Genomic DNA, 24,965 nt, shown 5'->3' with positions numbered 1-24,965 from the left:
GTTTACAGTTAAGAACTTATAAGTTTTCTGAAGTTAATTTGGTGCCCTCTGTTTTCTTAACTATTAGAAAGGATTTGTTCCTATAACAGTAGCTGCTTTTACATAGATTCTTGGATGTAATTTTAACTGTGAAACAATCAGTTCAGCAATATCTTCTGGCTGCATGTACTTCTCTGCACTGCCTTTAATCAAATCTGTTTGAACAGCTAACTCTGTGGCAACTGTGCTTGGTGTTAAGGAAGTAACACGAATATTGTTTCTACGTACCTCTTGTGCCAATGATTCTGTCATTCCGATTAAACCGAATTTAGAAGCGCTGTATGCACTGGATGTTGCTGCCCCATTCAAGCCATTTGTGGAAGAAATGTTGATGATGTCTCCCCCATTTTTTTCGATTAATTGTGGTAAAACAGCTTTTGTTACATAGTATGGTCCCATTAAGTTTACATCAATAATCTTTTTCCATTCTTCTGGGTTCATTTCTAAAAGTGACTCGAATTTACCAATTCCTGCATTATTGATTAAAATATCTGCTTTTCCTAGCTCGTTTGTTAATGTAGAAATTGCTTGTTCTACTTCTTCTAAGGATGATACATCAACCGTTGCATATGCAGCTTTAACACCAAGAGCTTCAACCTCTTTAACGACTTCTTTTAACGCTTCTTCTGTACGAGCAAGTAAGCCGACATTTACGCCCTCATTTGCTAATGCAATCGCTACTGCTTTCCCAATGCCTCTACCTGCTCCCGTAATGAATGCTATTTTTCCTTTTAAAGATTGTGCCATTATAAGTAACTCCTTTCAACCTATTGATTCTGTATATGATACTTTGTCTATTTTATTATTTTCAATACGCGATAGCAAGAAAGCCGCTTATAGGAAAGATATTTTCATTTTTCGTTGTATGTGGGGGGAAAAACAATGATAATAAAATCACATAGTATCCACTAAAAAGGAGGATTTTAAATGTCTTTTTCCTTGTCTCCAATTGGTATTTTTCTTGCTATAGGCTTACTCGTACCGAATATCCTATTTATTCTCTTATTTCCACCAAAAAATATACCTTCAAAATCAAATAAAACACCATGGCTTTTTGTTGTTTTTGAAAGGGTAGGACAAATAGGCTGCCTATGTTTAGTAATCATTACTAAAAATCCTGCTGGAGAAATAATTAATAGCTGGCTTCTCTTATCCTTTCTTTCTCTTATTCTATATTATCTACTATGGGTGAGGTATGTTAGAAGTGACCGAGAATATCGGTTTCTGATGAAGTCTTTTCTCTTCATACCCATTCCGTTAGCAGTCTTGCCATGCTGTATTTTTATTACTGCAGCTATTTGGGGACATTCTTTTTGGTTAGGAATAGCAGCTATTGTATTTGCGATTGGTCATTTAAAAGTGAGCTCAGATAATAAGGAATAGAAGTCCTAACTTATTGGGAAATTTCCCGTTGGTTGGGACGTTTATCTATAAATGATAGAGTTTACCTAACTGCTTTGAGTTTATTGAATCCGCTTTCATCTGATATTTAAATAGAAATAGAAGTTAACAAAATACAGAAAAATAGTTATAGAGAGGTAATTTATATGATGCAAAAGCTTCAGCGATATGGGGGATCTATGTTTACACCAGTACTTTTATTTGCCTTTTCGGGAATTGTACTTGCAATAACTATTATGCTAAATAATCCTCAAATTGTAGGAGGTATAGCAGAAGAAGGTACCACATGGAATAGTATCTTAAGTATTTTGGAAAATGGAGCATGGACTGTATTTAATCAGATGGAATTGTTTTTTGTAATAGGTATTGCACTTGGATTAGCTAAAATAGCTAATGCAAGTGCTGTAATGGAAGCAGTCGTCGTATATCTAACTTTTAATTATTTTCTTTCAGGTATATTAGAATACTTTGGATCAACATTCGGAGTTGATTTTAGTCAAAATGTTGGCAGTACTAGTGGAATGAAGCTAATTGCTGGCATAAAAACATTGGATACAGGGATTATCGGAGCCATTGTAATTTCTAGTTTAACTGTATGGCTACATAATAAGTATTTTGAAAAGAAACTACCCGAATGGCTTGGCATTTTTCAAGGTTCTGCTTACGTGGTAATCCTTGGTTACTTTATGATGATTCCAATCGCAGTTGTCGTTGCCTGGGTTTGGCCGATTGTTCAGTCTGGAATCGGTTCTCTTCAAGGGTTTTTAGCTAGTTCGGGAACAATGGGTGTTTGGTTTTATCATCTTTTTGAAAGAGCATTAATCCCAACAGGTTTGCATCATTTTATTTATACACCATTTATGTTTGGTCCAGCTGTTGTAGAAGACGGAATTGTGAAATATTGGATGGGGAATCTTGGTAGCTTTGCGCAAAGCACGGAATCATTAAAGGCAATGTTCCCAGCTGGTGGCTTTGGGTTATATGGAAACTCCAAAATGTTTGCAGCACCCGGTATTGCATTAGCTATTTATTTCACTGCTAAGAAGGAAATATTCTCTCAATGTAATAGAATAGCAGAATTAGGTTCCACAGAAGGATCAGAGTTAGAAATAGATGAACATGCTTCTTATATCGTAGACTTAGCTTGTGCAATTGCATATGACACACAAGAAAGAATGCTTTTAATTGTCGAAAATAATGGAGCGAATGGTCCAGAACCATTAGTGCAAGGAACTATTCCAAGATTCCAAAAAGGATTAATGGAGCAACAAGTAGCCGTAGAAAAATTAGTAGTGTAAGCTTGGGAAGAACATTCCTATCAAAAACTTTGGCAAGCCATTACATTATCTAGAATGGTGCCAAATGCTAAAATAGCTAAACAGATCTTAGACGATTTACTGGAAGTGAATAAAGAATATTGGCCAGAGCTTAATTAAGCAAATGGACTGAGGTTGGGACATAACTAAATAGATACGCTGTAAAGACGAACAATTTCTAATTTAGCTAGTAAATAGTGGCTGCTTTCGCACACTTTTTACAAGAGGAAATATGATTAGTTGGGAAAACAGAGCAGCCGGAATACACGTAGACGCCACGGGGATTAGCGAGACAGCCTGAGACCCCGGAGCTGAGGAGGCTCAGCACGAGCCCCACGGAAAGCGAAGTGTATTCCGGCTGCGGGGAAACGCACTAAACTTCATGGAAAACTCCTTTTAAAAACAAATAAAAAACCAAACAATTATACAGAACTTTCATTAGCATCTTCGTATAATTGTTCGGATTTATCCTTGGCTGGAATACTTATGTCCCATCCTCGTTCGTTGTAAGGAATAGGCATGTTTTTTAAGATGCATTCATAGTTTAGTATATATACCAATTTTAAAGGAGAGAGCTACATTGAGTATTACTAGACTAGCAGATCGCTTTTGGGACGGCATGACTTTAACGTATGTAAACCACAAAGGAATCATTTATCCTTACTTCGCTTTTATGATTACTGCGTTTCTATTTGAATTATTTCTTACAGTGTTAATAGGTATATCTATTTATTTCTTTTATCAATCAGGGTATTATCCTAATGTCCTGTTTTATATTGGATGTTGCGTTGTTTTTTTGCTACTTATCATGACAATGGTTACGATAAAATCTATCTATCTAAAGATTAAGTATGCATCAAACAGCCATTAGAGAATCTCGTTCTTTTTACGTAAATAATAGTATAAAATCAGACAGCAAATGGAACAAAGTATAGATAGTAATGCAATAAATCCATAGCCTGCCTGTTGGCCAATGACACCATTACTGGAATAAAACAAACGATTTATCCCATCTATAATTACGCCAATTAGCAGGTTGCCGAGTACACTAGCGATTCCCATTAAAGTAACAGTAAAGGTGATAGCTGTACCAGTTCCTTTAGGATATCGTTTGGCAAGCAGTGCCATGACGGTTGGATAAATGGGGGCAATACCAACTCCTGCGATAGCAAAAAGAATGGCACCCTTTTCTCCAATAATAATGCCAGCAAAGCTACAAATACCGGAAAAAGCAGCAAAAATCATAATAGAAATGGTATAGCCAATTTTATCTGTTAAAGGGCCAAGAAATAGTCTAGACAGCATAAAAAACAGGAAAAATATCGATAGCATACCAGATGCTGTTTCTACATTCCATGAATACGCTTTAATTAAAAAGTTAACTAACCATCCTCCTACAGCCAATTCCGATACTACCCCAAAGGAGAGAATCATGACAATAAGCCAAGCAACTGGATCCCGGAGTAAAAATCGATAAGAAACTGTCTCATCATCGCTTGTTTCTTCCTCTGGGAATTTACCAAAAAAAGAAGGGATGATGGGCAAAAGGGCTAACAACAACACAATGAAGTACATTCCTCGCCAGCCTAATTCTCCTCCTGCAATTGTCCATCTCATCATCCATGATGCAATAATCGGCGCTATCATTGAACTTAATCCATAGAAAAAATGAGCCAAATTCATCATAAAGCCAGTATTTTTCGTGAAAATACGAGCCGCCATTATTCCAAGGCCGATTTCAAGCATTCCGTTTCCAATATATAAAAGAAAGTAAGAGGAAGAAAGGGCGAAATACTTTTCTGAGAAATAAAGACAAATCCCAGAGATAGCCATAGAGGCAAAAGCAACAATACCAGTCCATTTAATACCAATTCGATTTGCGAGAGCAGCAGTAAAGGTACAGGCAATTAAATAGCCAAGTGAGTTGATAGCAAGTAAAAAACCTATTTGTGACTCACTTAAAAGGAAATCGGCTTGAATAATAGGAATGGCAGGACCTTTGACATTCTCTGATAATCCGAAAATAAGGAACCCGCCAAAAATAATAACAAGTAGAACATAGTAATTGAATTTCGCTTGTTTCTTACTAAAAGTATTCACACAATCCATAGATAATCCTTTCTTTTTTCTAACGTTGTAAGTAGTGAGTTTCTAAGGAAATATTATTTGTGATAACGAGAATGTCGAGAAGGAAGGTTGCTATCTTCCGTTGGACTATTATTATCACTATTAGATGGAAGCTTTTGTTTATTAACGATTTTTTTAATGCCTTTAAAGAATAAGGTAATGACTAGATATATTCCGAAAAAAAGGAGAAAGCCATTAATCCCTGCAACAGCATCTGCGAATTCCATATTACCCCTTCCTGTAATCCCTTGTTGGATTTCAATTGCAAATACTAATACAAGGATAAGCGTAAATGTATAGATAAAAGAAATGCTTTTGATGCTCCAAGCTGCTAATCGTTTAAAGATAAATTGAACAATAAAAAATGATATAATCCCAATGATACCGATAATCCATAAATGTAAATCCTTGTCTGTAGCTTGCCAGCCAAGGATTGTAGCGACGTCCATAATAATATCGTGAAAAATGTTGACAATCTCAGCGATAATTTTAAAAAACTCTACCATTATTTTCCTCCTTTTGGGAAGTTCCTTTCATTAAATTATACTTTACGATAAGAAATAATAAAATAAGTAATCAATTATTCTATCATTAGTAAACCCTCTTCAAGTTAAAGTATAAAAATGTTAATATAGGAGAAAAGACGTTCAATTGAACGAACAAGTATAGAATTTATTTCGTTGAAGGGGCAATGTCTATGCTGCTTTGGGATCGTAATAGGCAAATATGGGGACAAATTACGTTAGTTTCTATCTCCATATTATTTACTACTTATCAATTTGTGATAAATCATGAACCATTTTTCAACATTGATTTTTTCCTGTTTACGATAATAGCATGGATTGTTGGCTGGAGGTATGATGTATCTAAATACTACGAAAAGAAAGCCAAGGATAGTGAAGAAAGCTACCGTCTTCTAATGGATTCATTACCTGAATCTATATTTATTCAATCATATCCAGAAAATAGGTTGATTTATGTTAATCATGCTGCTGTTAGAATGATGGCGGCAGAGAGTAATAAAGAGTTAATTAATCGTTCATTTGGAGAATTTGTAACAGCTGATTATATGGAACGATGGAAAATGAGAATAAAGATTGCGTTAGAAAAAAAAGGCCACTCTCGCATATTGAATATAAAATGAAGCGTGTGGATGGAAGTGTTTTTTTCTATGAGGCATCTTGTTTAGCGATTAAGTTAAATGGTAATGACGCAGTATTATCAATAGGAAAAGATGTCACTGCGAGTAAAGAAGAAACGATGAATTTACTACAAAAATCAGAGAAACTAGCGATTTTAGGAGAGATGTCAGCAGGAATTGCTCATGAAATTAGAAATCCATTAACATCAATAAAAGGATTTATTCAACTTGCCAAGTCAGAAAATCCGAAGAACAAGTATTTTGAAATTGTATTGTCAGAAATTGAAAGAATTAATAGTATTGTTGGAGAATTACTATTTCTTGCTAAGCCTACAGCTGATGTTTTCTTAGTTAAAGATATTCGCAGTATAATTAAAGATGTAGTTACGTTAATACATACTCAATTGAGCTTACATAACATTCAGATTAAGGAAGTATATGAATGGGAAATGCCAATGATTTTATGTGAAGAAAAACGCCTAAAACAAGTATTTATTAACCTCTTGCAAAATGCAATCGAAGCCATGCCAGAAGGTGGCTATATTTCAATTAAGGGAACGTCCTTGGGAGATGGTAATATATCGATTGAAATTATTGACCAGGGAGTAGGAATTTCGGATGAAAGAATTAGTACACTTGGGGAACCATTTTATACAACAAAGGAAAAAGGGACAGGCCTTGGTTTAATGACTTGTTATAAAATTATTGAAAGCCATAATGGTAAATTGATTTTCCAAAGTGAATTAAATAAAGGAACAAAAGCAACGATAATCTTTCCAGCTGCTACACAGGACACTTTACTTGGTACTGTTTCTAAAGGTTGAAAGAGCTAGATGTAAGACCCGCACTGATTAGTGGGGGTTTTTGTATGAAGCGGAATTTTAGGTTTTGGAACAAGTCTTATAATAATATTACTCCTCTATGGAAAAATCGATAGACTTCTTCAAGGTTAATTCTTTTGAGGGAAAGACAAAATTTATAGTATAAGAACCATGAGGTAACTTTTTCACTGAAACGTCATAGACAACTGTTCCCCCAGGTTTCAAGAATAGAGTTGAAGGAAGCTTTTTATTGGTTGTCATTTTTAGCTCTTTCACAACTTCTCCATCCGCTTTTCGAATAGTGAAAGTGTATTGTTGCATTGTATCAAAATGAAAAGTAAATGGATGCTTGGCGTTGTTGGTTATTTGAAAAACAAAAAGTAAGACATCTTTCTCTTGGGTATAAGAAATAGAAGCTTCTATCATGCTTAAAACATTCTTGTCCCCATCTTGGAAGTCGAAATCATCTTTTGCAGGAATAGAAGCCTCTATATTTTTATCGATTTTCACTGATTTATGTGATGGCAATTCAATAGATGATTCACTTTGTTTGCTGGAAGGTTGTTCCTGAGTTTCTGTTATCTTTCCGTTTGAACAAGCTGTTAATAATAGGATGATGGAGAAAATAATTCCTTTTTTAAGCGCCATGAAAAAGCTCCTTTTCTTATTTTGATTTAAGCATAGAAAGAATTACAGAACATTATAGTGTTACACAATATCAATTTTATTATAATAGTATTATATTAGCGGGTAAGAAAAATGAGTAAAAAGTAAGAAATTTTCAATAATTATAAAAATATATTCTTTTTCCCTATTGTTTTTGTTATAGTATTATTCAGACATCTCAGAATATTCATATATCTGTATTTATTATACAGTGACAGAGCTAAAGAGAGGACATTAAATCTGTCATAAAAAACATTGGGGGATATGAAATGGTAAATTGGAAGAAAGTAATGGGAACGTTCGTATTATCGGCAAGTTTAGTTTTTACTTCCTTTGCTTCATTATTTGGATCAGTTAATAAAGTAGAAGCAAAGTCCACCCCAGTATTACATACTCATGATGATTCAGCTCTACCTTTTGTGAGCAAACATGCAAGTGGTCCATTTGACATTGGAATGGTAAATGAAGAAAAAGTACTTGCATCTTTAATTGAACAAGGAATTATTAGTAAAAATGCCTCGAAAGAAGAACAACAAAAGAAATTATTATCCTATTTAAAGAAGCGTGCTGATAAAGCGGAGGCATTAGTTGATGATCCGAAAGAAGTACGAAATGGTATTCAAAAGAAAGCAGGACTAGGGCCTGTAGCGGCAGGTACTCCGAAAGAGTCAAAAAAAGAGAAAATTGCAGCGAAAAAGACATCACCAGACTCTATTATAGAAGAAAATTGGGATGGTGAAGTAACTACAGATGAAGTATTAGTATTACTTATTGACTTCCCTGATTATCCACATAGCAGTATTACTAAAGAGGATAATCCTGTTCTATTATACGATGACTACACAAAAGAACACTATGAACAAATGGTCTTCGGAGACTCTACATACAAAGGTGGAAATGACGAAAATTTCATTTCAATGAAAGCATACTATGAAGAACAATCAGGTGGGAGTTATACAATTGATGGCGTTGTATCTGACTGGTATACTGCAAAGCACCCAGCTGCTTATTATGGAGGAAACTATCCTACAGCAGATGGAAGTGACATTCGACCGAGAGATCTAGTACAAGAAGCATTAGAAGCTGCATCAAAAGATCCTAATATTGATTTGTCACAATTTGACAAAGAGGATCTTTACGATTTAGATGGAGATGGCAATTACCGTGAGCCAGATGGAATCATTGATCATTTAATGATTGTGCATGCGGGCACGGGTGAAGAAGCTGGCGGTGGTGCTATTGGTGCTGATGCTATTTGGTCTCATAGCTGGAGTTTAGCAGAGCCTACTGTTATTCCTGGTACGGAAGGACAAGCAGAAGTTCCTTACTGGGGTGGAGGGTTAACTGCTTATGACTACACCGTTCAACCTGAAGATGGTGCAACAGGCGTTTTTGCCCATGAATTTGGACATGACTTAGGTTTACCTGATGAATATGATACGAATTATACGGCTGGTGGTGTAGGTGCTCCTACAGATTACTGGACGATCATGGCCTCTGGAAGCTGGGCAGGGATCATTGGGGGTACAGAGCCTACTGGATTTAGTCCATATGATAAGGAGTACTTGCAAAATAAATGGCCAAATTCTAACTGGTTCAAACCAGTAGAATATAGCCTAGAAGATATTATAGATGGTACAAAAACACTTAATATCGACCAAGCAAGTATGAAAGGGACAAACGCAGATGCAGTAAGAGTGTCTCTTCCTAATAAGAAAACAGTTATTAATACACCAACTAGTGGGCAATATGAGTATCATAGTGGAAGTGGAAATGATTTAAATAATGATCTTGTTACAACAGTAGATTTAACGAAAGCAACACATGCTGAATTTACCTTTAATGCTAATTACGATATTGAAGAAAATTGGGATTACGGATCTGTCCAAGTAGATGACGGGTCAGGATGGAAGGCAATACCAGGTAATATAACAACAGATCAGGATCCAGAAGGATATGGACAAAATCCAGGGCATGGTATTACTGGAACATCGAATGGATGGGTAACTGCTTCATTTGATTTATCTGCATACGCAGGTAAAACAATTAAACTGAAAATTAATTACTGGACAGATAGTTATGTTGCGATGCCAGGTTTATATGTAGATGATTTAGTTGTAAATATTGATGGAGAAGACGTTATTGTAGATGATGTAGAATCTGATGATGCAGCATTTACACTTGAAGGTTTTACTAAAAGCGATGGTTTAAAAGAGTCAGAGCATTATTACTTAGTGGAATGGAGAAACTGGGCGGCAGCGGATACAGCGTTAGGTAGAATAACACGCGGTAACTCTGTATTGACACTTGATCCAGGAATGGTTGTTTGGTATGTGGACAATCTATATGACAATAACTGGGTAGGAGATCATCCAGGTGACGGATTTTTAGGAGTAGTAGATGCACATCAAGCAACCGCAGCTTGGTCTGGTGGAGAAGTAGCTTCTACTAGATACCAAATCCAAGATGCAGCATTTTCTTTAAATCCAACTGATAAAATGTTTATCGACTATTTAGCTGTTGATAATACAAGTATCACGTTACCTTCTCAGCCAGCAGTTCCGACTTTTAATGATTACAAAGATTATTCTAATCCAGGTCAAATATACTCTGGACGAAATGTGCCGAAATATGGATTAAATATTAGTGTACTTTCACAAGCGAAGGACAACAGTGTAGCACAGATTCAATTATCTTATGATGATCATAATCCAAAAGTAGAAGTTAGTGGCTTGAAAGAAACTTATTCAAGCAATGAAGGCTATAATACCCTTGATTTATCTGTCATTAGTGACGATGAAGCATTAGATCAAGCTATTACTGTAACAGCAAAAGTAGTAAATAATAAGAAAGATACGGTTGTTTCTGCGGAACAAAAGTATGTCTCTGATTTAGAAGAGAAAGAGTTAAACTTCCAGCTGACTCTTCCTGAAAAATTAGAATCTGGTCAATATACGCTAGAAGTTACCGTAGCAACAGCAGACAAAGTAATCGTGTCAAAAACAGATACATTTACGGTAGATAATGAAGCGCCAATTCCAGATGTTGGAGAAAATAATGGTTCAACAGAGCCAATTAATCATGTTTCAGTAACGGTGAATATTCCAGATGCGAAGGATGATACCCTAGAATATTTATGGTCTGAATCGAAAGAGTTAGATTCTGTAGAGTCCGTAACGGCAAAAGGAATGAGAAACTCGGTAACAGAACTAAATGCGTGGAAACCATTTAAGAATGGAGATACATTAACCTTAGAAGGACAGAGTGGAACCTATTATCTTCATGTTCGTGGGAAAGATGTATTAGGAAATTCAATTCAGTGGACGTCTAATGCATTTAATGTTGATACAGAATTACCTGCCATCACATTAGAAGGTGATAACCCATTAGTCATTCAAGCTGGTACTGAATATGTAGAACCAGGATATACTGCCATCGATAATGCAGATGGCGATTTAACCTCTACGGTTGAGGTAAAAGGTTTAGAATCACTGGATGTAAAGAAACCAGGAGAATATGTATTAATTTACACAGTAAGTGATACTGCTGGAAATAGTGTAGAAGTCCAAAGAAAAATCCATGTTGTCGATAAAGAAAAGCCTTATATTTCCTTAACAGATGGAACAGTAGAAGTAGAAGCTGGAGAGGAATATATAGAACTAGGATATACTGCTATCGATAATGTCGATGGAGATATTACAGCTAAAGTTGAAGTTACTGGTGAAGTAGATATATCGAAACCAGGTGAATATACGTTAACCTATACAGTTACGGATTCCAGTGATAACAGCTATTCTGTTACACGTCTAGTAAAAGTAATAGATACAACTGCACCAAATCTAGCTTTAGAGGGTGGAGAAAAAATCGTCATTGAGGGCGGTACAGAATATGTAGAATCAGGATATACTGCTACCGATATTGTCGATGGAAATCTCACTGAATCTGTTGCGGTATATGGAAGCGTAGATGTAACAAAAGTAGGAGAATACGAATTGAAATATCATGTAATCGACTCTAGTGGTAATGAAGCAATAGCGACTCGTACGGTTACGGTTCAAGATACGATAGCACCAGTAATTAAGCTTTCTGGTGAAGACACGATAACCTTAGATTTAGGTCAAGCCTATTTAGAGCCTGGATTTACCGCTACTGATACGTTAGATGGCAATATTACGGATCAAGTAGTAGTATCTGGAACACTTCGCTTTGAAGTGGGAACTTATACAATTATGTATACAGTGACAGATGCTGCCGGAAATGAATCAACTGCTAAACGTACTGTTAAAGTCGTTGATAAAACGGCACCAGAGTTAACCTTAAAAGGTAGCCATTCTATTACGCTTATAAAAGGAGAGAAATATAAAGAGCCTGGTTACAAAGCGAAAGACAATGTCGATGGTAATATAACTGATAAAGTAGTGATTTCTGGACGAATAGATACGAATAAAGTAGGAGCCTATACACTAACTTATACAGTTGCTGATTCTTCTGGCAATAAAATTTCTGTAGAAAGAATCATTATTGTCAATGAAAAACCGGATATAGTTAAGGATGATAATGACGGATCAGATAATGGTACACCATCCGATTCTACTAAAGATGGAACTGCAAATAATGGTCATTCAAATGGAACAAAAACCACAGGGGGTACAAACAGTAGTTCCGGTAGTAATCTGCCTAACACGGCAACTTCGACCTATAATTGGATTTTAGCAGGTGTGATTATTATTGTTGCTGGTATAAGTTTATTCATTATTCAAAGAAGAAAAAAAGCGTAAATAATGTATGATTTCATACTGTACAGAGAAGAGATAGTATCTTTTCTCTGTATAGTATTTTTTTTAGAGTTTTAGTTGAATGAACGTTTTAGGAAATGTTAGGAACAGGTATTTTGGTTGTTCTCCATGTTATAATGGCTTCAAACTAGAAAAAGGATGGTGGATGTAGTGATTAATAACTTCGATGAAGTAGTAAATCGACGGAATACGTATTCCATTAAATGGGATGGTGGAAAGATTATTAAGCAGATGGGGCTAACAGAGCGATATGATGAAGAAACTATTCCGCTATTTACGGCAGATATGGATTTGCCTGTGCCACAAGCCTTAGTAGATGCATTACATAAAACGGTTGATAATCGCATATATGGATATTCTATTTTTCCTGATGAGTATTATGAAGCGATTCAGCATTGGTTCAAGAAAAGACATAATTGGGAAATAGACAGAGATTCTATTGTCTACAGCCCAGGAACGGTTCATGCTATTAACATGGCTGTTCGAGCTTTTTCAGAGATTGGAGACGGTGTAATCATCCAACGTCCAGTGTATCCACCATTCACTTCTGCTATTGAAGGAAATGGAAGAGTGGTTAGAAATAATGCATTACTTGAAGATGAAGAAGGATACTATACAATAGATTTTGCCGATTTTGAAGCAAAAGCAAAAGAAGAATCAACGAAGCTGTTTATTCTTTGTAATCCCCATAATCCAACTGGGCGCATTTTTACAGTGGAAGAACTTACGCGTTTAAATGAGATTTGTGTTAAACATAATGTGTTAATTATTGCAGACGAAATCCATGGTGATTTGATCAGATGTAATCAGAAATTCACTCCAATTGCTATGGTAGCAGCAAATAATGATCATTTGATTACATGTACGGCTATCAATAAAACATTTAATGTGGCAGGACTCCACTGTACTAATTTAATTATTCCGAATGTAAAGTTGCGAAAGGCTTTTAATAAAGAAATGGGTCACCAATTGGCATCACCTTTTACGATCTCTGCACTTATTGCAGTATATAATGATGGAGAAGAATGGCTCGAGGAACTAAAGGAATATATTGACGGAACAATGGAATGGGTAAAGGCATACATAGATGAACATATGCCAAAGGTGAAAGTGACGATTCCGGAGGGAACCTATATCATGTGGATGGATTTCAGTGGTTATGGGATTACACCAGAAGAAGTACATGAGCGTATTTATCATAGAGCCAATGTGTTACTAGAAGATGGAAGTATGTTTGGAGAAGAAGGCATTACTTATCAACGAATTTGTATTCCTTCGCCTAGACCAATTATAAAAGAAGCGTTAGAAAGAATCGCGAGAGAGTTTGCTGATTTGAAATAAGTTAGTCTATGTGTAGGGTCTGATTAATTAAGATCCTTTTAACATAAGTGTACTTGAAATGAATACACTTGTTTAAAACGTATCTTTTATGATTAGGCCCTTTTCCTTGTATTCGTTTTTTTACTTATATAGATAGATTACATAGCTATCCTACTGTATAAAAAATGAATAAGTGCTTAAGCTGGTATTTATTGAGCAGTACACGAGAATGAAAAAAATACCAAAATATATTTAGATAGTTTTAAAACAATCAAAATGCAGCATATTCTTATATTTAACCTTTAAAAGTTTTTTTATAAAACGTGACGTATTCTTTACCAATAGGCTAAGGATAATATATAATAGAGAGGAAGGAATTCCACTTTTTTGTGGACTTGCTATATTTTTTCTACTAAATCGAAAGGATGATTTTTATTGTTATTCAACAGGCAGTACAAACCGAATTAATTAAAAAGTATTGGGAAATGTATGAAAGTAAGAAAGAGAGGACGTATATTGTAAAGCCCTCGATGCCAATTATGTATTTTGGTAATAGTAAGAAATATTTTGAATCCCCTATCCGCATCATTACTGTAGGTCTAAATCCGTCTAGACGCGATTTCCCTGACCCTGACCCTTTCCAAAGGTTTCAATCGATGAAACGAGACCATCACTATCAATTCAATCAACAGTATATTACTGCACTTGACCAGTATTTTGAAAAAGACCCATATAAAGCATGGTATGAGCCTTCTTTTGAACCGTTATTGAATGGAATAAATGCAAGCTTTTATGGTAACAAAGAAAATACGGCATTGCATACAGATATTTGCTCACCGCTTGCAACAAATCCTACTTGGGATAGTTTAAGCAAAGAAGCGAAGAAAGACCTTCAAGCAGAAGGTGTAAAATTATGGCATGAACTTATTGAATACTTACAACCAGATGTTATCCTTATTTCGGTTGCGGGAGAACATTTATCAAAAATTAAATTCGAGACAGAGAGTGATTGGGAGACAGTTTATACGGTTCCTAATTCACGTTATTTAATTAATAGTAAAAAAATAAAATTGGCTAATAAATCAGCTAATATTTACTATGGAAGATCAGCGGAAATTCCTTTTGGCCAAGTTTCCCCAGAGAATAAGGTGAAGATTGGTGAATATATTAAGGTGATTACAGAGAAAAAAGATCAGGCAATTGATTTCAGAACCTTTCATCATGCGGTTTTAGAGTCGGAACAGAGAGAGAATGAACTTTTTGGCTGGAGCCAGGAAGCAAATTAATGAAAAAAGGAATCAGACATTTTTGTTTGATTCCTTTTTTCATCCACATTAAATACATGTATTCAATGAAAAGCACGGATTTAAATTTTGAAGTTCCCCGTTAGATTCAAACGAGACGATAAGAAGATATTTGGGAAGCTTGAATGACACCAAAGCATTCGGCATCAATGAAATCCGTCATACAAGAATAAGCGGTGCGTCTTCTCGGCGTATTGCTACCGAAAAAGTATAAGGTATCCAATTCAACTAGGATGTGGGGATTTGAAATTTCTTTAGAAATGGCAAAAGGTTAAATAACTATTCCAATAAGCAAATGGATGATCGATGGGTTTTTACCTATTCTAAGGAAACTAAATAAAAGCACGGTTATTTAAAGTGAAAAAGCTGGAAACTTTCACCTTTTTAAAATTTTAGTTTTCATTTCAGCGAAAATCCGTTATAATCCATTATGTTGTCAAATAATCAAACAATATAAAACTCGTATAATAGCAGGAATATGGCCTGCAAGTTTCTACCAGATGACCGTTAATCGTCTGACTACGGGTAAGCGTATAAAATGGAGATATACTGATCTATGCATAAATAGAGCAGTCTATTTTGCTCGAAAAAGCACAGTCGCTTACTCATAGAGTAAGTAACTGTGCTTTTTTTTGTATTATTTAAGGATAGTCGAGCATCTCTTTGCTGCTAAAAACTGTCCTCCAAAAAAGGAGAGAGTCTAGTAATGGAGTTATTGAAGAAAAAAATTGAAGCAGAAGGTATTGTTTTAAGTGATAATGTATTAAAAGTAGATTCTTTTATTAATCACCAAATGGACCCTCATCTGATGAAAGAAATTGGCCTAGAATTTGCGAACATTTTTAAAGAGGCAGGCATTACTAGAATATTAACGATAGAGTCATCTGGGATTGCACCAGCTATCATGGCTGGTCTAGCATTAGATGTTCCCGTAATCTTTGCAAGAAAAAGAAAGTCGCTTACGTTAACAAGTGACTTATATACTGCAACGGTTTATTCCTTTACAAAACAAGAATCGAATGAAATTACTGTTTCCAAAAAGTATATTCATCCAGATGATCATGTTCTCGTAATTGATGACTTCTTAGCTAATGGACAGGCTGCTTTAGGCTTAGCAAATATTGTCGAGCAAGCTGGTGCTAAGGTAAGTGGGATTGGGATATTAATCGAAAAGTCATTTCAGCCTGGAGCTGATGATTTAATTGCTAAAGGCTATCGCTTAGAATCATTAGCCAGAATAGCATCCTTAAAGGATGGAAAAGTTACATTTGCGGAACAACGAACACATGAAGGCATTTATGCAGGAGGATATTAAAATGGAAAAAATGACAGTAAAAACGTGGTCTGTAGGTCTGCAGCATGTGCTAGCAATGTATGCTGGAGCTGTACTAGTGCCTTTAATAGTTGGTGGAGCATTAAAATTAACACCTGAACAACTAACCTATTTAATTTCGATTGATCTTTTAACTTGTGGTGTGGCTACATTGCTACAGGTGTGGAAAAATAAATTCTTTGGGATTGGTCTTCCCGTTATGCTTGGCTGTACATTTACTGCTGTTGGTCCGATGATTGCAATAGGGAGTAAGCATGGAATAACTGCAATTTATGGCGCCATTATTGTTTCTGGTATTATTGTTGTACTTATTTCTTCTATTTTTAGTAAACTAGTAAAATTCTTTCCGCCGGTAGTAACTGGTTCTGTAGTAACAATCATTGGTCTAACTTTGATTCCTGTCGCTTTTAATGATATGGCGGGAGGACAAGGAAGTGCAGACTTTGGTAATCTAAAAAACTTAGTTCTTGCTTTTGGAGTACTAGCTATTATTATATTGCTTAATAAATTTACAACTGGATTTATCAAAACAATTTCTATCTTACTTGGTATTATTATTGGCACGATTGTTGCAGCGTTTATGGGGATGGTTCATTTTTCAGAAGTAGGAGACGCAAAGTGGATTCATGGAATTACTCCGTTTTATTTTGGAGCACCAACTTTTGATTTAACTTCTATTATTACGATGACCCTTGTGGCGATCGTAAGTTTAATTGAATCAACAGGCGTTTATTTGGCACTTGGTGATATTACAAACAAAAAGGTTTCAGAAGAAGATTTAGGAAAGGGATACCGTGCAGAAGGGTTAGCATCTGTTATTGGTGGAATTTTCAACTCATTTCCATACACTGCGTATTCTCAAAACGTTGGTCTAGTTCAGCTAACTGGTGTAAAAACGAAGAATGTCATTTATGCTGCTGGTACAATTTTAGTTATTTTAGGATTTATTCCTAAAATTGCAGCTATTACAACATTAATTCCTACAGCAGTACTTGGAGGAGCTTCGCTTGCAATGTTTGGAATGGTTGTGTCCTATGGAATTAAAATGTTAGGAAAGGTTGACTTTAATCAACAAGGAAACTTATTAATTCTTGCCTGTTCAATTGGAATGGGTCTTGGTGTTACGGTCGTTCCTAATATTTTCATGGAATTCCCAGAAAACATCCGTATTCTTTTCCAAAGTGGTATCGTAGCAGGTGGAATAACCGCTATAATCTTAAATATTTTATTTAATATTATTCCAAGTTCCCGTGCAAAAACAGCACAAATAGAAGAAAAGACAGTAGCTTAATTTTAGACGCTAAAATAGAGTGTTAAAAAAAGACTTTTCCAAAAATAGGAAAAGTCTTTTTTGTCAGAAAAATTAATGGTTCTAGAGGAAAAGAGAAAAAAGTCTGTCAGATAATATTACAAAGTACTTTTCAAAGCAACCAACTTAATATATTATGTAAACTACACGGTGTAAAGTTAGAAAATTCAGAAAAATAATCTTCCTTTCTTTCTTTCATTTACCACTTTTTCACAAACAAATTTAATCATTAAAATCATATGGCATTAACTAATAAAGGAGGTATGTATTATTACTAAAGTAGTCACGTTAAATGATACCATCTCATTTGGAGATAAAGCTCCATTTGTTCTAATTGCCGGCCCCTGTGTTATAGAAGATGAGAAACTTGTCATGGAAACAGCAGAGCAGTTAAAAGAGGTAGCAACGAAGCTAAACATTCCATTTATTTTTAAGGCTTCCTATGACAAAGCAAATCGTTCTTCTATTCATTCATTTCGAGGACCGGGAATGGAGAACGGGCTAAAAGTTTTAGCCAAGGTAAAGGAGACATTTGATGTTCCAATCACATCAGATGTACATGAGCCAGCACAAGCAATAGTCGCAGCAGAAGTGTTAGATATTCTGCAGATTCCTGCTTTTTTATGCAGACAAACAGATTTATTAGTAGCGGCAGCAAATACTGGGAAGATAGTGAATGTAAAAAAGGGACAGTTTTTGGCACCGTGGGATATGAAAAATGTTGTTACAAAAATAAGGGAGGTTGGAAATGAACAGATTCTATTAACAGAGCGTGGTTCTACATTTGGCTATAATAATTTAGTTGTGGATATGCGATCTCTTATCACGATGAAGGAATTGGGAGTTCCAGTTGTTTTTGATGCGACCCATAGTGTCCAGATACCTGGTGGAAATGGCACGACGACCGGCGGGAAAAGTGAGTTTGTCCCTTATTTGTCCAGAGCCGCTGCTGCGGTTGGGATTTCGTCGATTTTTATGGAGGTTCATCCTAATCCAGATGAAGCAATGTCAGATGGACCAAATATGGTGAAATTAGCTGAGTTAGAGGAAGTGTTAAAGCCGATTGTCGAGATTGATGCATTGGTGAAAAATCTGTAAAGAATGGGAGTGGTTGATATGCAAGAAATTAATTTGCCAAAATTCGATTATACAGATACTTTAGCAATCGTTCTAGAAAAAGAAGCAAAGGCAATCTTGGATTTAAGAGATATATTGGATGAATCAGCAGAAGATGCTATTCAATTAATTTTAGCCTGCAGAGGAAAAGTGGTTGTAACTGGGATAGGCAAGTCGGGGATTATCGCTCGAAAGATAAAGGCGACTTTCTCAAGTACTGGAACGCCATCTTGTTTTTTACACCCATCTGAAGGCTTACATGGGGATTTAGGAATGGTGACGTCTGATGATATTGTGCTTGCTATTTCCAATAGTGGAGAAAGTGATGAAGTAGTAAGATTACTTCCATCCATTGAAACAATTGGGGCAAAGTTGATTGCTATTACGAAAAATGTGTTTTCTACTCTAGGGATGAAAGCCGATGTTACATTATGTTTAGGAGAGTTTGAAGAGGCTTGTCCGTTAGGATTAGCACCAACAACAAGTACAACGGTAACACTTGCATTAGGTGACGCACTTGCAATTGCCTTACTAGAGGCACGCAAGTTTAGGCCAGAAGATTTTGCTCTTTATCATCCGAACGGTTCGTTAGGAAGAAAATTATTATTAAAGGTAGATGATGTTATATTTCACACAAGAAAAAATCCAGTTGTCCACAAAGGAGATAAAGTAAAGGACGCTTTATTTACGATGACAGATCAAGGACTAGGAGCCGCATCGATTGTAAATGAGAAAAATGAATTAATCGGTGTCCTTACAGATGGTGACATTCGTAGAGCATTTGCGCTCACAATGGATGTATTGAATGAAAATGTGGAAAATTTAATCTCTGCTCCCTCTATAGTAGTGGAAAAAGGAGCTTTAGCTGCTGAAGCACTACAATTAATGGAGGAAAAAGAAATTACCGTATTGCCAATTATTGATAGCCATCATAAACCCGTTGGAATGCTTCATCTTCATGATTTAATGAAATTAGGTATATAACGTAATTAATGCGGATTAAGCTAATTGTATTAGACGTTGATGGTGTATTAACAGATGGGAGACTATATATTGGTTCAGATGGTACCGAGTTTAAGGCATTTCACACACAAGACGGTATGGGCATTAGTCTGGCAAAACAAGCGGGGATAAAGACAGCTATTATAACAGGCAGGAAGTCGAAAGCAGTCAGAAAAAGAGCAGAGGAATTGAGCTTTGACTATGTTTTTGAAGGAATTCACGATAAATTAGAAACACTTCAGAAGATAATCGATGAAATAGGAATAGGCTTTGAGGAAGTATGTTATATGGGTGATGATCTCAACGATATTCCTATTTTAACAAAGGTAGGATGGCCATGTGCTCCAAAAAATGCAATGGATATGGTAAAAGATCAAGTCATGTTTGTTGCAGATTCAAATGGAGGAGATGGGGCAGTTCGAGAAATGATCGATTCTCTTCTCCTACAAAAATATAGTCAAGAAGAAATAGTACAGCTTTTTTTATCAAAACAAGCAGAAATAACTCAATAGAACGAAAAGGAAAGTGCTAATGGAAAAATAGCACTTTCCTTTTTTTATAAAAAATATTATTCCGATTTATTTAGTGTGTATTAATGGATTTTTATTATATTTATATATAGTTAGATTCTTAGGTGTAAGGAATTTTTACGTATGGGTGAATCTTTATTTAGTAATATTGAGCAGTCAGCATACACATAGTATCTTGTGGGATTAGCGAGACAGATTAGACCAATCAAGAGTGAAACGACGACGAAGCGGCTCAGCGCGAGCCCCATGGAAAGCGAAGTGTATGCTGACTGTGGGCATGGTGAAAAAAGATATGTTGATATAATTTAAAAATAGGTTTTTTTATAGAAAATTTAGCGAAAAAAACAAAAAATAAAAAAACATAGTTGACAATTTATTTATCTAGTTTTATAGTTGTTATCAAATCTTACAAAATTAAATAAAAACATTTTTCTTATCCAGAGAGACGGAGGGACAGGCCCGAAGAAGTCTCGGCAGCGGATTTATTAAATACCGTGCCAATTCCTGCAAATGCTAAGTTAGCATTTGAAAGATGAGAAGAAGTAGTTTCTTTGTCTTATAAAGGCCCTGCTTTTTCTTTCTGGAAAGAAGAAGCAGGGCCTTTTTGTATCTCTTAATAGACCTGTTTCTTCTTCACAAGATACTTATGTTTTTGATACTGCATAGGAGTGAGGGGCAATGATTGAATTTCAGAAGGTAGCTAAGACCTTTAAGCTTGGCAGTCGTGAAGTAAACGCGGTTAAGGATGTATCGATATCCATTGCACAAGGGGAAATCTTTGGGATTATTGGTTTTAGCGGAGCAGGCAAAAGTACCTTATTACGACTTGTCAATTTATTAGAAACACCGACAAACGGAAATATACAAGTTCAAGGAGTAGATGTTTCGTCCTTATCTCAAAAAGAAATCCGTAAACTTCGCAGAAGAATTGGGATGATTTTTCAAAACTTTAATCTTTTTTCTTCTCGAACGGTAGCAGGGAATGTTGCTTATCCTTTAAAGCTCGCTGGTGTACCGAAAAAAGAAATAAAAGAAAGAGTGGCAGAGCTTCTGCAATTTGTGGGTCTATCCGATAAAGCAGACGATTATCCAGAACAGTTATCAGGGGGACAGAAGCAACGAGTTGGTATTGCACGTGCCCTAGCAACTTCTCCAGATATATTAATTTGTGATGAAGCAACCTCTGCACTGGATCCTGATACAACTGGGGAAATACTGCGTCTATTAAAAAAGGTAAATAAGGATTTAGGCATTACTATTCTATTAATTACGCATGAAATGCATGTTATTCAAGAAATATGTGATCGAGTGGCAGTAATGGAAAATGGAGAAGTAATAGAGAATGGTTCCGTTTTTGAAGTATTCACAAATCCGAAACATCCAACCACGCAGCGCTTTATTCAGTCTGTACAGCAGGATCGTCCTTCTGACTCCTTATTAGCGGAATGGAGGAAAAAGGGTGGTAAACAGTTATACAGAGTAATCTTTAAAGGTGAAATTGCAAGTGATCCAGTACTTTCAAAGGTCACAAAAAAGTTTAATGTCGATGTAAATATTGTTTATGGCTCAGTTCGTGAATTGCAAGAAAAGTTCTACGGCAATCTGCTCGTATCCTTTGAAGGAAGTAAAGAAAATATTTTATCTGTTCTTAATGAATTAGAGACATTAGTCACAGTTGAGGAGGTGCTTATTTAATGAAGGTCGATTGGAGTACTTTTTGGCCACGCATTGTGGAATCAACAGGAGAAACAATATTAATGGTTATCATGACGCTTATTTTAGGCTCTATTATAGGAATTACAATAGGTTTACTCCTTTTCGTAACAAGAAAAGGCAATATTTTAGAAAATAAATTAGTTTTCCGTTTGCTTAATATTTTAATTAATATTATCCGCCCTATTCCATTTATTATTTTTCTAGTAGCAATCAGCCCGTTAACAAGAGCGATTGTAGGTACTACGATTGGGACATGGGCAGCGATCTTCCCAATGACTATTGCAGCCTCTTTTGGAATTGCTAGAGTAGTAGAGAATAACTTAGTTAGTATTGATCCAGGTGTTATTGAAGCTGCTAAAGCGATGGGAGCAAGTCCTTTGCAAATCATTTTTACAGTGTTAATTCCTGAAGCGTTAGGACCACTTATTCTTGGCTTAACTTTTGTAACCATCAGCTTAATTGATTTTTCTGCGATGGCTGGTACCGTTGGTGGAGGCGGACTGGGACATGTCGCGATGACATATGGCTATCAACGATTTGACGGCAGTGTAATGCTTGTTACCGTTATTATCTTAATTATTCTCGTCCAAATCGCTCAATGGATTGGAAATACATTATCAAGAAAAATAATGAGACGTTAAGGGGGATATTGCTTTAACGGAGGGATTTTTATAACTATTTAAAGTTAAAATTATACAAAATTTACTAATTAAGGAGAATGTGTGATGAAGAAATATTTTGCTATTTTACTATTATTAACGACAATTTGGGCACTTGCAGCATGCGGGTCGGAAAGTACATCTGGTGGGGATAAAACGGTGAAGGTGAAAATTGGTGTAACTGGATCTGATGGAGAGGTTTGGCCAATTTTGAAAGAAAAGGCGAAAGCAGAAGGGATTGAAATTGAGCTTGTTGAGTTTTCTGACTATACATTGCCAAATCAAGCTTTAGCGAATAACGAAATTGATATTAATTCGTTTCAACATATCGCATTTTTAAGTCAATTTAACCAAGAAAATAAGACCGACTTAACGCCAATTGGAGCAACTGTGATAGCGCCGATGGGGATCTATTCTGAAAAGGTGAAAGATGTAAGTGAAATTAAAGAAGGCGATAAAATTGCTATTCCGGACGATCCTTCCAACCAAGCACGTGCTCTAAAATTACTTGAATCAGCTGGATTAATTACTTTAGCAGATGACTTTGGACTATTTGGAGATCCATCTAAAATTGTGGGAAATCCAAAAAATCTCGATATCTTACCGATTGTTGCACAGCAAACGCCAAGAGTATTACCTGATGTTGCAGCATCTGTTATCAATAATGGTGTTGCCGGTCAAGCTGGCTTTGATCCTGTAAAAGATCCTATTTATTTAGAAGATGCAGACGATGAAAATGCATTGCCATATGTAAACATCTTTGCAGCTCGTACAGAGGATGCAAATAACGAAACATATCAAAAAATTGTGGAGCTTTATCATGAAGAAGATGTGATTAAAGCAGTTGAAGCAGATACAAATGGTGGTTCCATTGTAGTAGATATTGACAAGGACGAATTACAAAAACAATTTAAAGGACTTTAAGGAGGAGAGGGAAAATGAGTAACACTTTATCTGGTATCAATCTTATTCACGAATCCATTCTTGCAAATAAAGAACTGTATATTGAAACAAGTCAATCGATTCATGCGAATCCTGAAATCGGGAACCAAGAATTTTTCGCAAGTAAAAAGCATGTAGACATTTTAACAAATGCTGGATTCAAAGTGGAAATTGCCGTAGCTGGTCATGAAACATCTTTTTATGCAGTAAAAGATAGTGGGATATCTGGTCCAACCATTGCTTTCCTCGCTGAGTATGATGCACTCCCTGGATTGGGTCATGCTTGTGGGCATAATATTATTGGAACTACAAGTGTAGCAGCTGGAATTGCACTTTCCCAAACACTTTTCGAAACAGGAGGAAAGGTTGTTGTCTTAGGGACACCAGCGGAAGAGGGAGGACCAAATGGAAGTGCAAAAGGAAGCTTCGTGAAACATGGTTATTTAAAGGATGTTGATGTGGCCTTAATGATTCATCCTGCTGGTCAAACATCATTAACAAGTGAAACGCTTGCTGTAGATCCACTCGATTTCCATTTTTACGGGAAAGCGGCACACGCATCAGGTTCACCTGAAAAAGGGATAAACGCTCTTGATGCAGTTATCCAATTATTTGTTGGCATAAATGCGCTTAGACAACAGCTTCCTGATGATGTAAGAATTCACGGGATTATCACAAACGGGGGAGATGCACCTAATATCATTCCGGAATATGCGTCTGCACGATTCTACATTCGAGCAGAAACATGGAATAAAACAGAAGAGGTTGCTACAAAAGTTCGTGCGATTGCTGAAGGAGCTGCCCTTGCAACTGGAGCAACTGTTAAAGTGGAAAGATTCCAAAATGAAGTGAAGGATTTTGTATTAAACCCAATTTTAGATGAGATATTAAAAGAAGAGCTAGAGGCAGTTGGAGAGACGGTTGTAACAAAAAGATCTCGTGGAAAAGGATCAACAGACGCTGGGAATATAAGCTATGAAGTACCAACAGCACATCCGCATATTAAAATAGGACCAGATGATTTGATTGCACATACGAATGAATTTAGAGAAGCAGCGAAATCTTCAATCGGAGATGAAGCTATTATTAAAGGTGCTCAGGCGCTTGCTACAACGGGATATCGTTTGCTTTCAGATAGCGTGCTTTTAAACCGTGTTAATAAAGCATTTGAAGCTGCGAAGATCGAGAAAGACAGCTCGCTTTAAATAAATATATATAATAGAAAAAAAGCAATTTGAGGTATCAATACCCCAGTTGCTTTTTTATTTGCCATCATTTTTAAGAGATTATTTAGAATGATGGGAATTAAATATATTTAGATAATATTTTGAAAGGTTTAAATTTTATTAATTTAATTTGTTAATCAATTAATGGATGACAACGTCCTTAATATAAGGTAACATCTAAAACTGTATATCTTTTTTAAT

At 35.9% G+C, this 24,965-nt stretch carries 20 protein-coding genes, 1 pseudogene and 2 riboswitches; of the genes and pseudogenes, 17 read left to right on the top strand and 4 right to left on the bottom strand.

Features of this window, described 5'->3' with window-relative positions; translation table 11 throughout:
- Nucleotides 1–63: 63 nt before the first annotated feature.
- A complete protein-coding gene (locus tag NKG37_RS02490) occupies nt 64–786 on the bottom strand; it encodes a 3-ketoacyl-ACP reductase (protein WP_016202120.1) in 723 nt (240 codons plus the stop codon).
- Between the two features lie 180 nt (nt 787–966).
- Between NKG37_RS02490 and NKG37_RS02485 the strand changes: the two genes are divergently transcribed.
- The 3 genes and pseudogenes from NKG37_RS02485 to NKG37_RS02475 all read left to right on the top strand — a co-directional run bounded on the left by NKG37_RS02485 (nt 967) and on the right by NKG37_RS02475 (nt 3,627).
- Nucleotides 967–1,422, top strand: coding sequence for a hypothetical protein (locus NKG37_RS02485; protein ID WP_224427808.1), 456 nt, complete (start codon nt 967–969; stop codon nt 1,420–1,422).
- A gap of 164 nt (nt 1,423–1,586) precedes the next feature.
- Nucleotides 1,587–2,876, top strand: a pseudogene (locus NKG37_RS02480) (PTS transporter subunit EIIC).
- 460 nt (nt 2,877–3,336) lie between these two features.
- Entirely contained in the window at nt 3,337–3,627 is a 291-nt protein-coding gene (locus NKG37_RS02475) for a hypothetical protein (RefSeq protein ID WP_016202125.1), read from the top strand.
- On the opposite strand, the gene NKG37_RS02470 is transcribed toward NKG37_RS02475, so the two are convergent.
- Complete coding sequence (locus NKG37_RS02470; RefSeq protein ID WP_169189169.1) at nt 3,624–4,865, bottom strand: MFS transporter; 1,242 nt, start codon at nt 4,863–4,865, stop codon at nt 3,624–3,626. The two genes, NKG37_RS02475 and NKG37_RS02470, sit on opposite strands and share 4 nt — an antisense overlap.
- Nucleotides 4,866–4,918: 53 nt before the next feature.
- The gene (locus NKG37_RS02465) at nt 4,919–5,389 is read right to left on the bottom strand and encodes a hypothetical protein (RefSeq protein ID WP_169189168.1); all 471 of its coding nucleotides are present in this window, start codon (nt 5,387–5,389) and stop codon (nt 4,919–4,921) included.
- A gap of 191 nt (nt 5,390–5,580) precedes the next feature.
- On the opposite strand from NKG37_RS02465, the gene NKG37_RS02460 reads away from it, so the two are divergent.
- A complete protein-coding gene (locus tag NKG37_RS02460) occupies nt 5,581–6,027 on the top strand; it encodes a PAS domain-containing protein (RefSeq protein ID WP_254415741.1) in 447 nt (148 codons plus the stop codon).
- Nucleotides 5,961–6,848 carry an ATP-binding protein gene (locus tag NKG37_RS02455; protein WP_254415740.1) on the top strand — a complete coding sequence of 296 codons (888 nt, stop codon included), beginning with the start codon at nt 5,961–5,963 and terminating at the stop codon, nt 6,846–6,848. The genes NKG37_RS02460 and NKG37_RS02455 overlap by 67 nt, the downstream gene beginning before the upstream one ends.
- Nucleotides 6,849–6,935: 87 nt before the next feature.
- On the opposite strand, the gene NKG37_RS02450 is transcribed toward NKG37_RS02455, so the two are convergent.
- The gene (locus NKG37_RS02450) at nt 6,936–7,493 is read right to left on the bottom strand and encodes a BsuPI-related putative proteinase inhibitor (RefSeq protein WP_101729393.1); all 558 of its coding nucleotides are present in this window, start codon (nt 7,491–7,493) and stop codon (nt 6,936–6,938) included.
- Nucleotides 7,494–7,780: 287 nt separating this feature from the next.
- On the opposite strand from NKG37_RS02450, the gene NKG37_RS02445 reads away from it, so the two are divergent.
- The 12 genes from NKG37_RS02445 to NKG37_RS02390 all read left to right on the top strand — a co-directional run bounded on the left by NKG37_RS02445 (nt 7,781) and on the right by NKG37_RS02390 (nt 24,743).
- Entirely contained in the window at nt 7,781–12,289 is a 4,509-nt protein-coding gene (locus NKG37_RS02445) for an immune inhibitor A domain-containing protein (RefSeq protein WP_254415739.1), read from the top strand.
- A gap of 168 nt (nt 12,290–12,457) precedes the next feature.
- Nucleotides 12,458–13,648 (top strand): MalY/PatB family protein, encoded by a 1,191-nt coding sequence (locus tag NKG37_RS02440; protein WP_016202131.1) that lies wholly within the window; start codon nt 12,458–12,460, stop codon nt 13,646–13,648.
- A gap of 404 nt (nt 13,649–14,052) precedes the next feature.
- The gene (locus NKG37_RS02435) at nt 14,053–14,913 is read left to right on the top strand and encodes a hypothetical protein (RefSeq protein ID WP_101729390.1); all 861 of its coding nucleotides are present in this window, start codon (nt 14,053–14,055) and stop codon (nt 14,911–14,913) included.
- Between the two features lie 458 nt (nt 14,914–15,371).
- Nucleotides 15,372–15,473, top strand: a riboswitch (purine riboswitch).
- Between the two features lie 164 nt (nt 15,474–15,637).
- Nucleotides 15,638–16,246 (top strand): xanthine phosphoribosyltransferase, encoded by a 609-nt coding sequence (locus NKG37_RS02430; RefSeq protein WP_016202133.1) that lies wholly within the window; start codon nt 15,638–15,640, stop codon nt 16,244–16,246.
- 1 nt (nt 16,247) lies between these two features.
- The gene (locus NKG37_RS02425) at nt 16,248–17,555 is read left to right on the top strand and encodes a nucleobase:cation symporter-2 family protein (protein ID WP_101729388.1); all 1,308 of its coding nucleotides are present in this window, start codon (nt 16,248–16,250) and stop codon (nt 17,553–17,555) included.
- 288 nt (nt 17,556–17,843) lie between these two features.
- Nucleotides 17,844–18,671, top strand: a complete 828-nt coding sequence (kdsA, locus tag NKG37_RS02420; protein ID WP_040342925.1) for a 3-deoxy-8-phosphooctulonate synthase — start codon at nt 17,844–17,846, stop codon at nt 18,669–18,671.
- A gap of 18 nt (nt 18,672–18,689) precedes the next feature.
- Nucleotides 18,690–19,673 (top strand): KpsF/GutQ family sugar-phosphate isomerase, encoded by a 984-nt coding sequence (locus NKG37_RS02415; RefSeq protein ID WP_254415738.1) that lies wholly within the window; start codon nt 18,690–18,692, stop codon nt 19,671–19,673.
- Nucleotides 19,674–19,681: 8 nt separating this feature from the next.
- On the top strand, nt 19,682–20,203 hold the full coding sequence (locus tag NKG37_RS02410; protein ID WP_101729385.1) for a KdsC family phosphatase: 522 nt from the start codon (nt 19,682–19,684) through the stop codon (nt 20,201–20,203).
- 448 nt (nt 20,204–20,651) lie between these two features.
- Nucleotides 20,652–20,760, top strand: a riboswitch (SAM riboswitch).
- Between the two features lie 139 nt (nt 20,761–20,899).
- A complete protein-coding gene (locus NKG37_RS02405) occupies nt 20,900–21,916 on the top strand; it encodes a methionine ABC transporter ATP-binding protein (RefSeq protein ID WP_016202138.1) in 1,017 nt (338 codons plus the stop codon).
- A complete protein-coding gene (locus tag NKG37_RS02400; protein ID WP_016202139.1) occupies nt 21,916–22,578 on the top strand; it encodes a methionine ABC transporter permease in 663 nt (220 codons plus the stop codon). Before NKG37_RS02405 ends, NKG37_RS02400 begins: the two co-directional genes overlap by 1 nt.
- Nucleotides 22,579–22,662: 84 nt before the next feature.
- Nucleotides 22,663–23,520, top strand: a complete 858-nt coding sequence (locus NKG37_RS02395) for a MetQ/NlpA family ABC transporter substrate-binding protein (RefSeq protein WP_016202140.1) — start codon at nt 22,663–22,665, stop codon at nt 23,518–23,520.
- A 14-nt stretch (nt 23,521–23,534) separates the two neighbouring features.
- On the top strand, nt 23,535–24,743 hold the full coding sequence (locus NKG37_RS02390; RefSeq protein WP_254415737.1) for a M20 family metallopeptidase: 1,209 nt from the start codon (nt 23,535–23,537) through the stop codon (nt 24,741–24,743).
- Nucleotides 24,744–24,965: the final 222 nt, after the last annotated feature.

Origin of the sequence: Niallia sp. RD1, from assembly GCF_024219955.1 — a bacterium.
Classification (GTDB): Bacteria; Bacillota; Bacilli; order Bacillales; family Cytobacillaceae; genus Niallia; species Niallia alba.
Note: the sequence above shows the minus strand (reverse complement) of the source record. Positions and strands in the feature narration are given on the sequence as shown.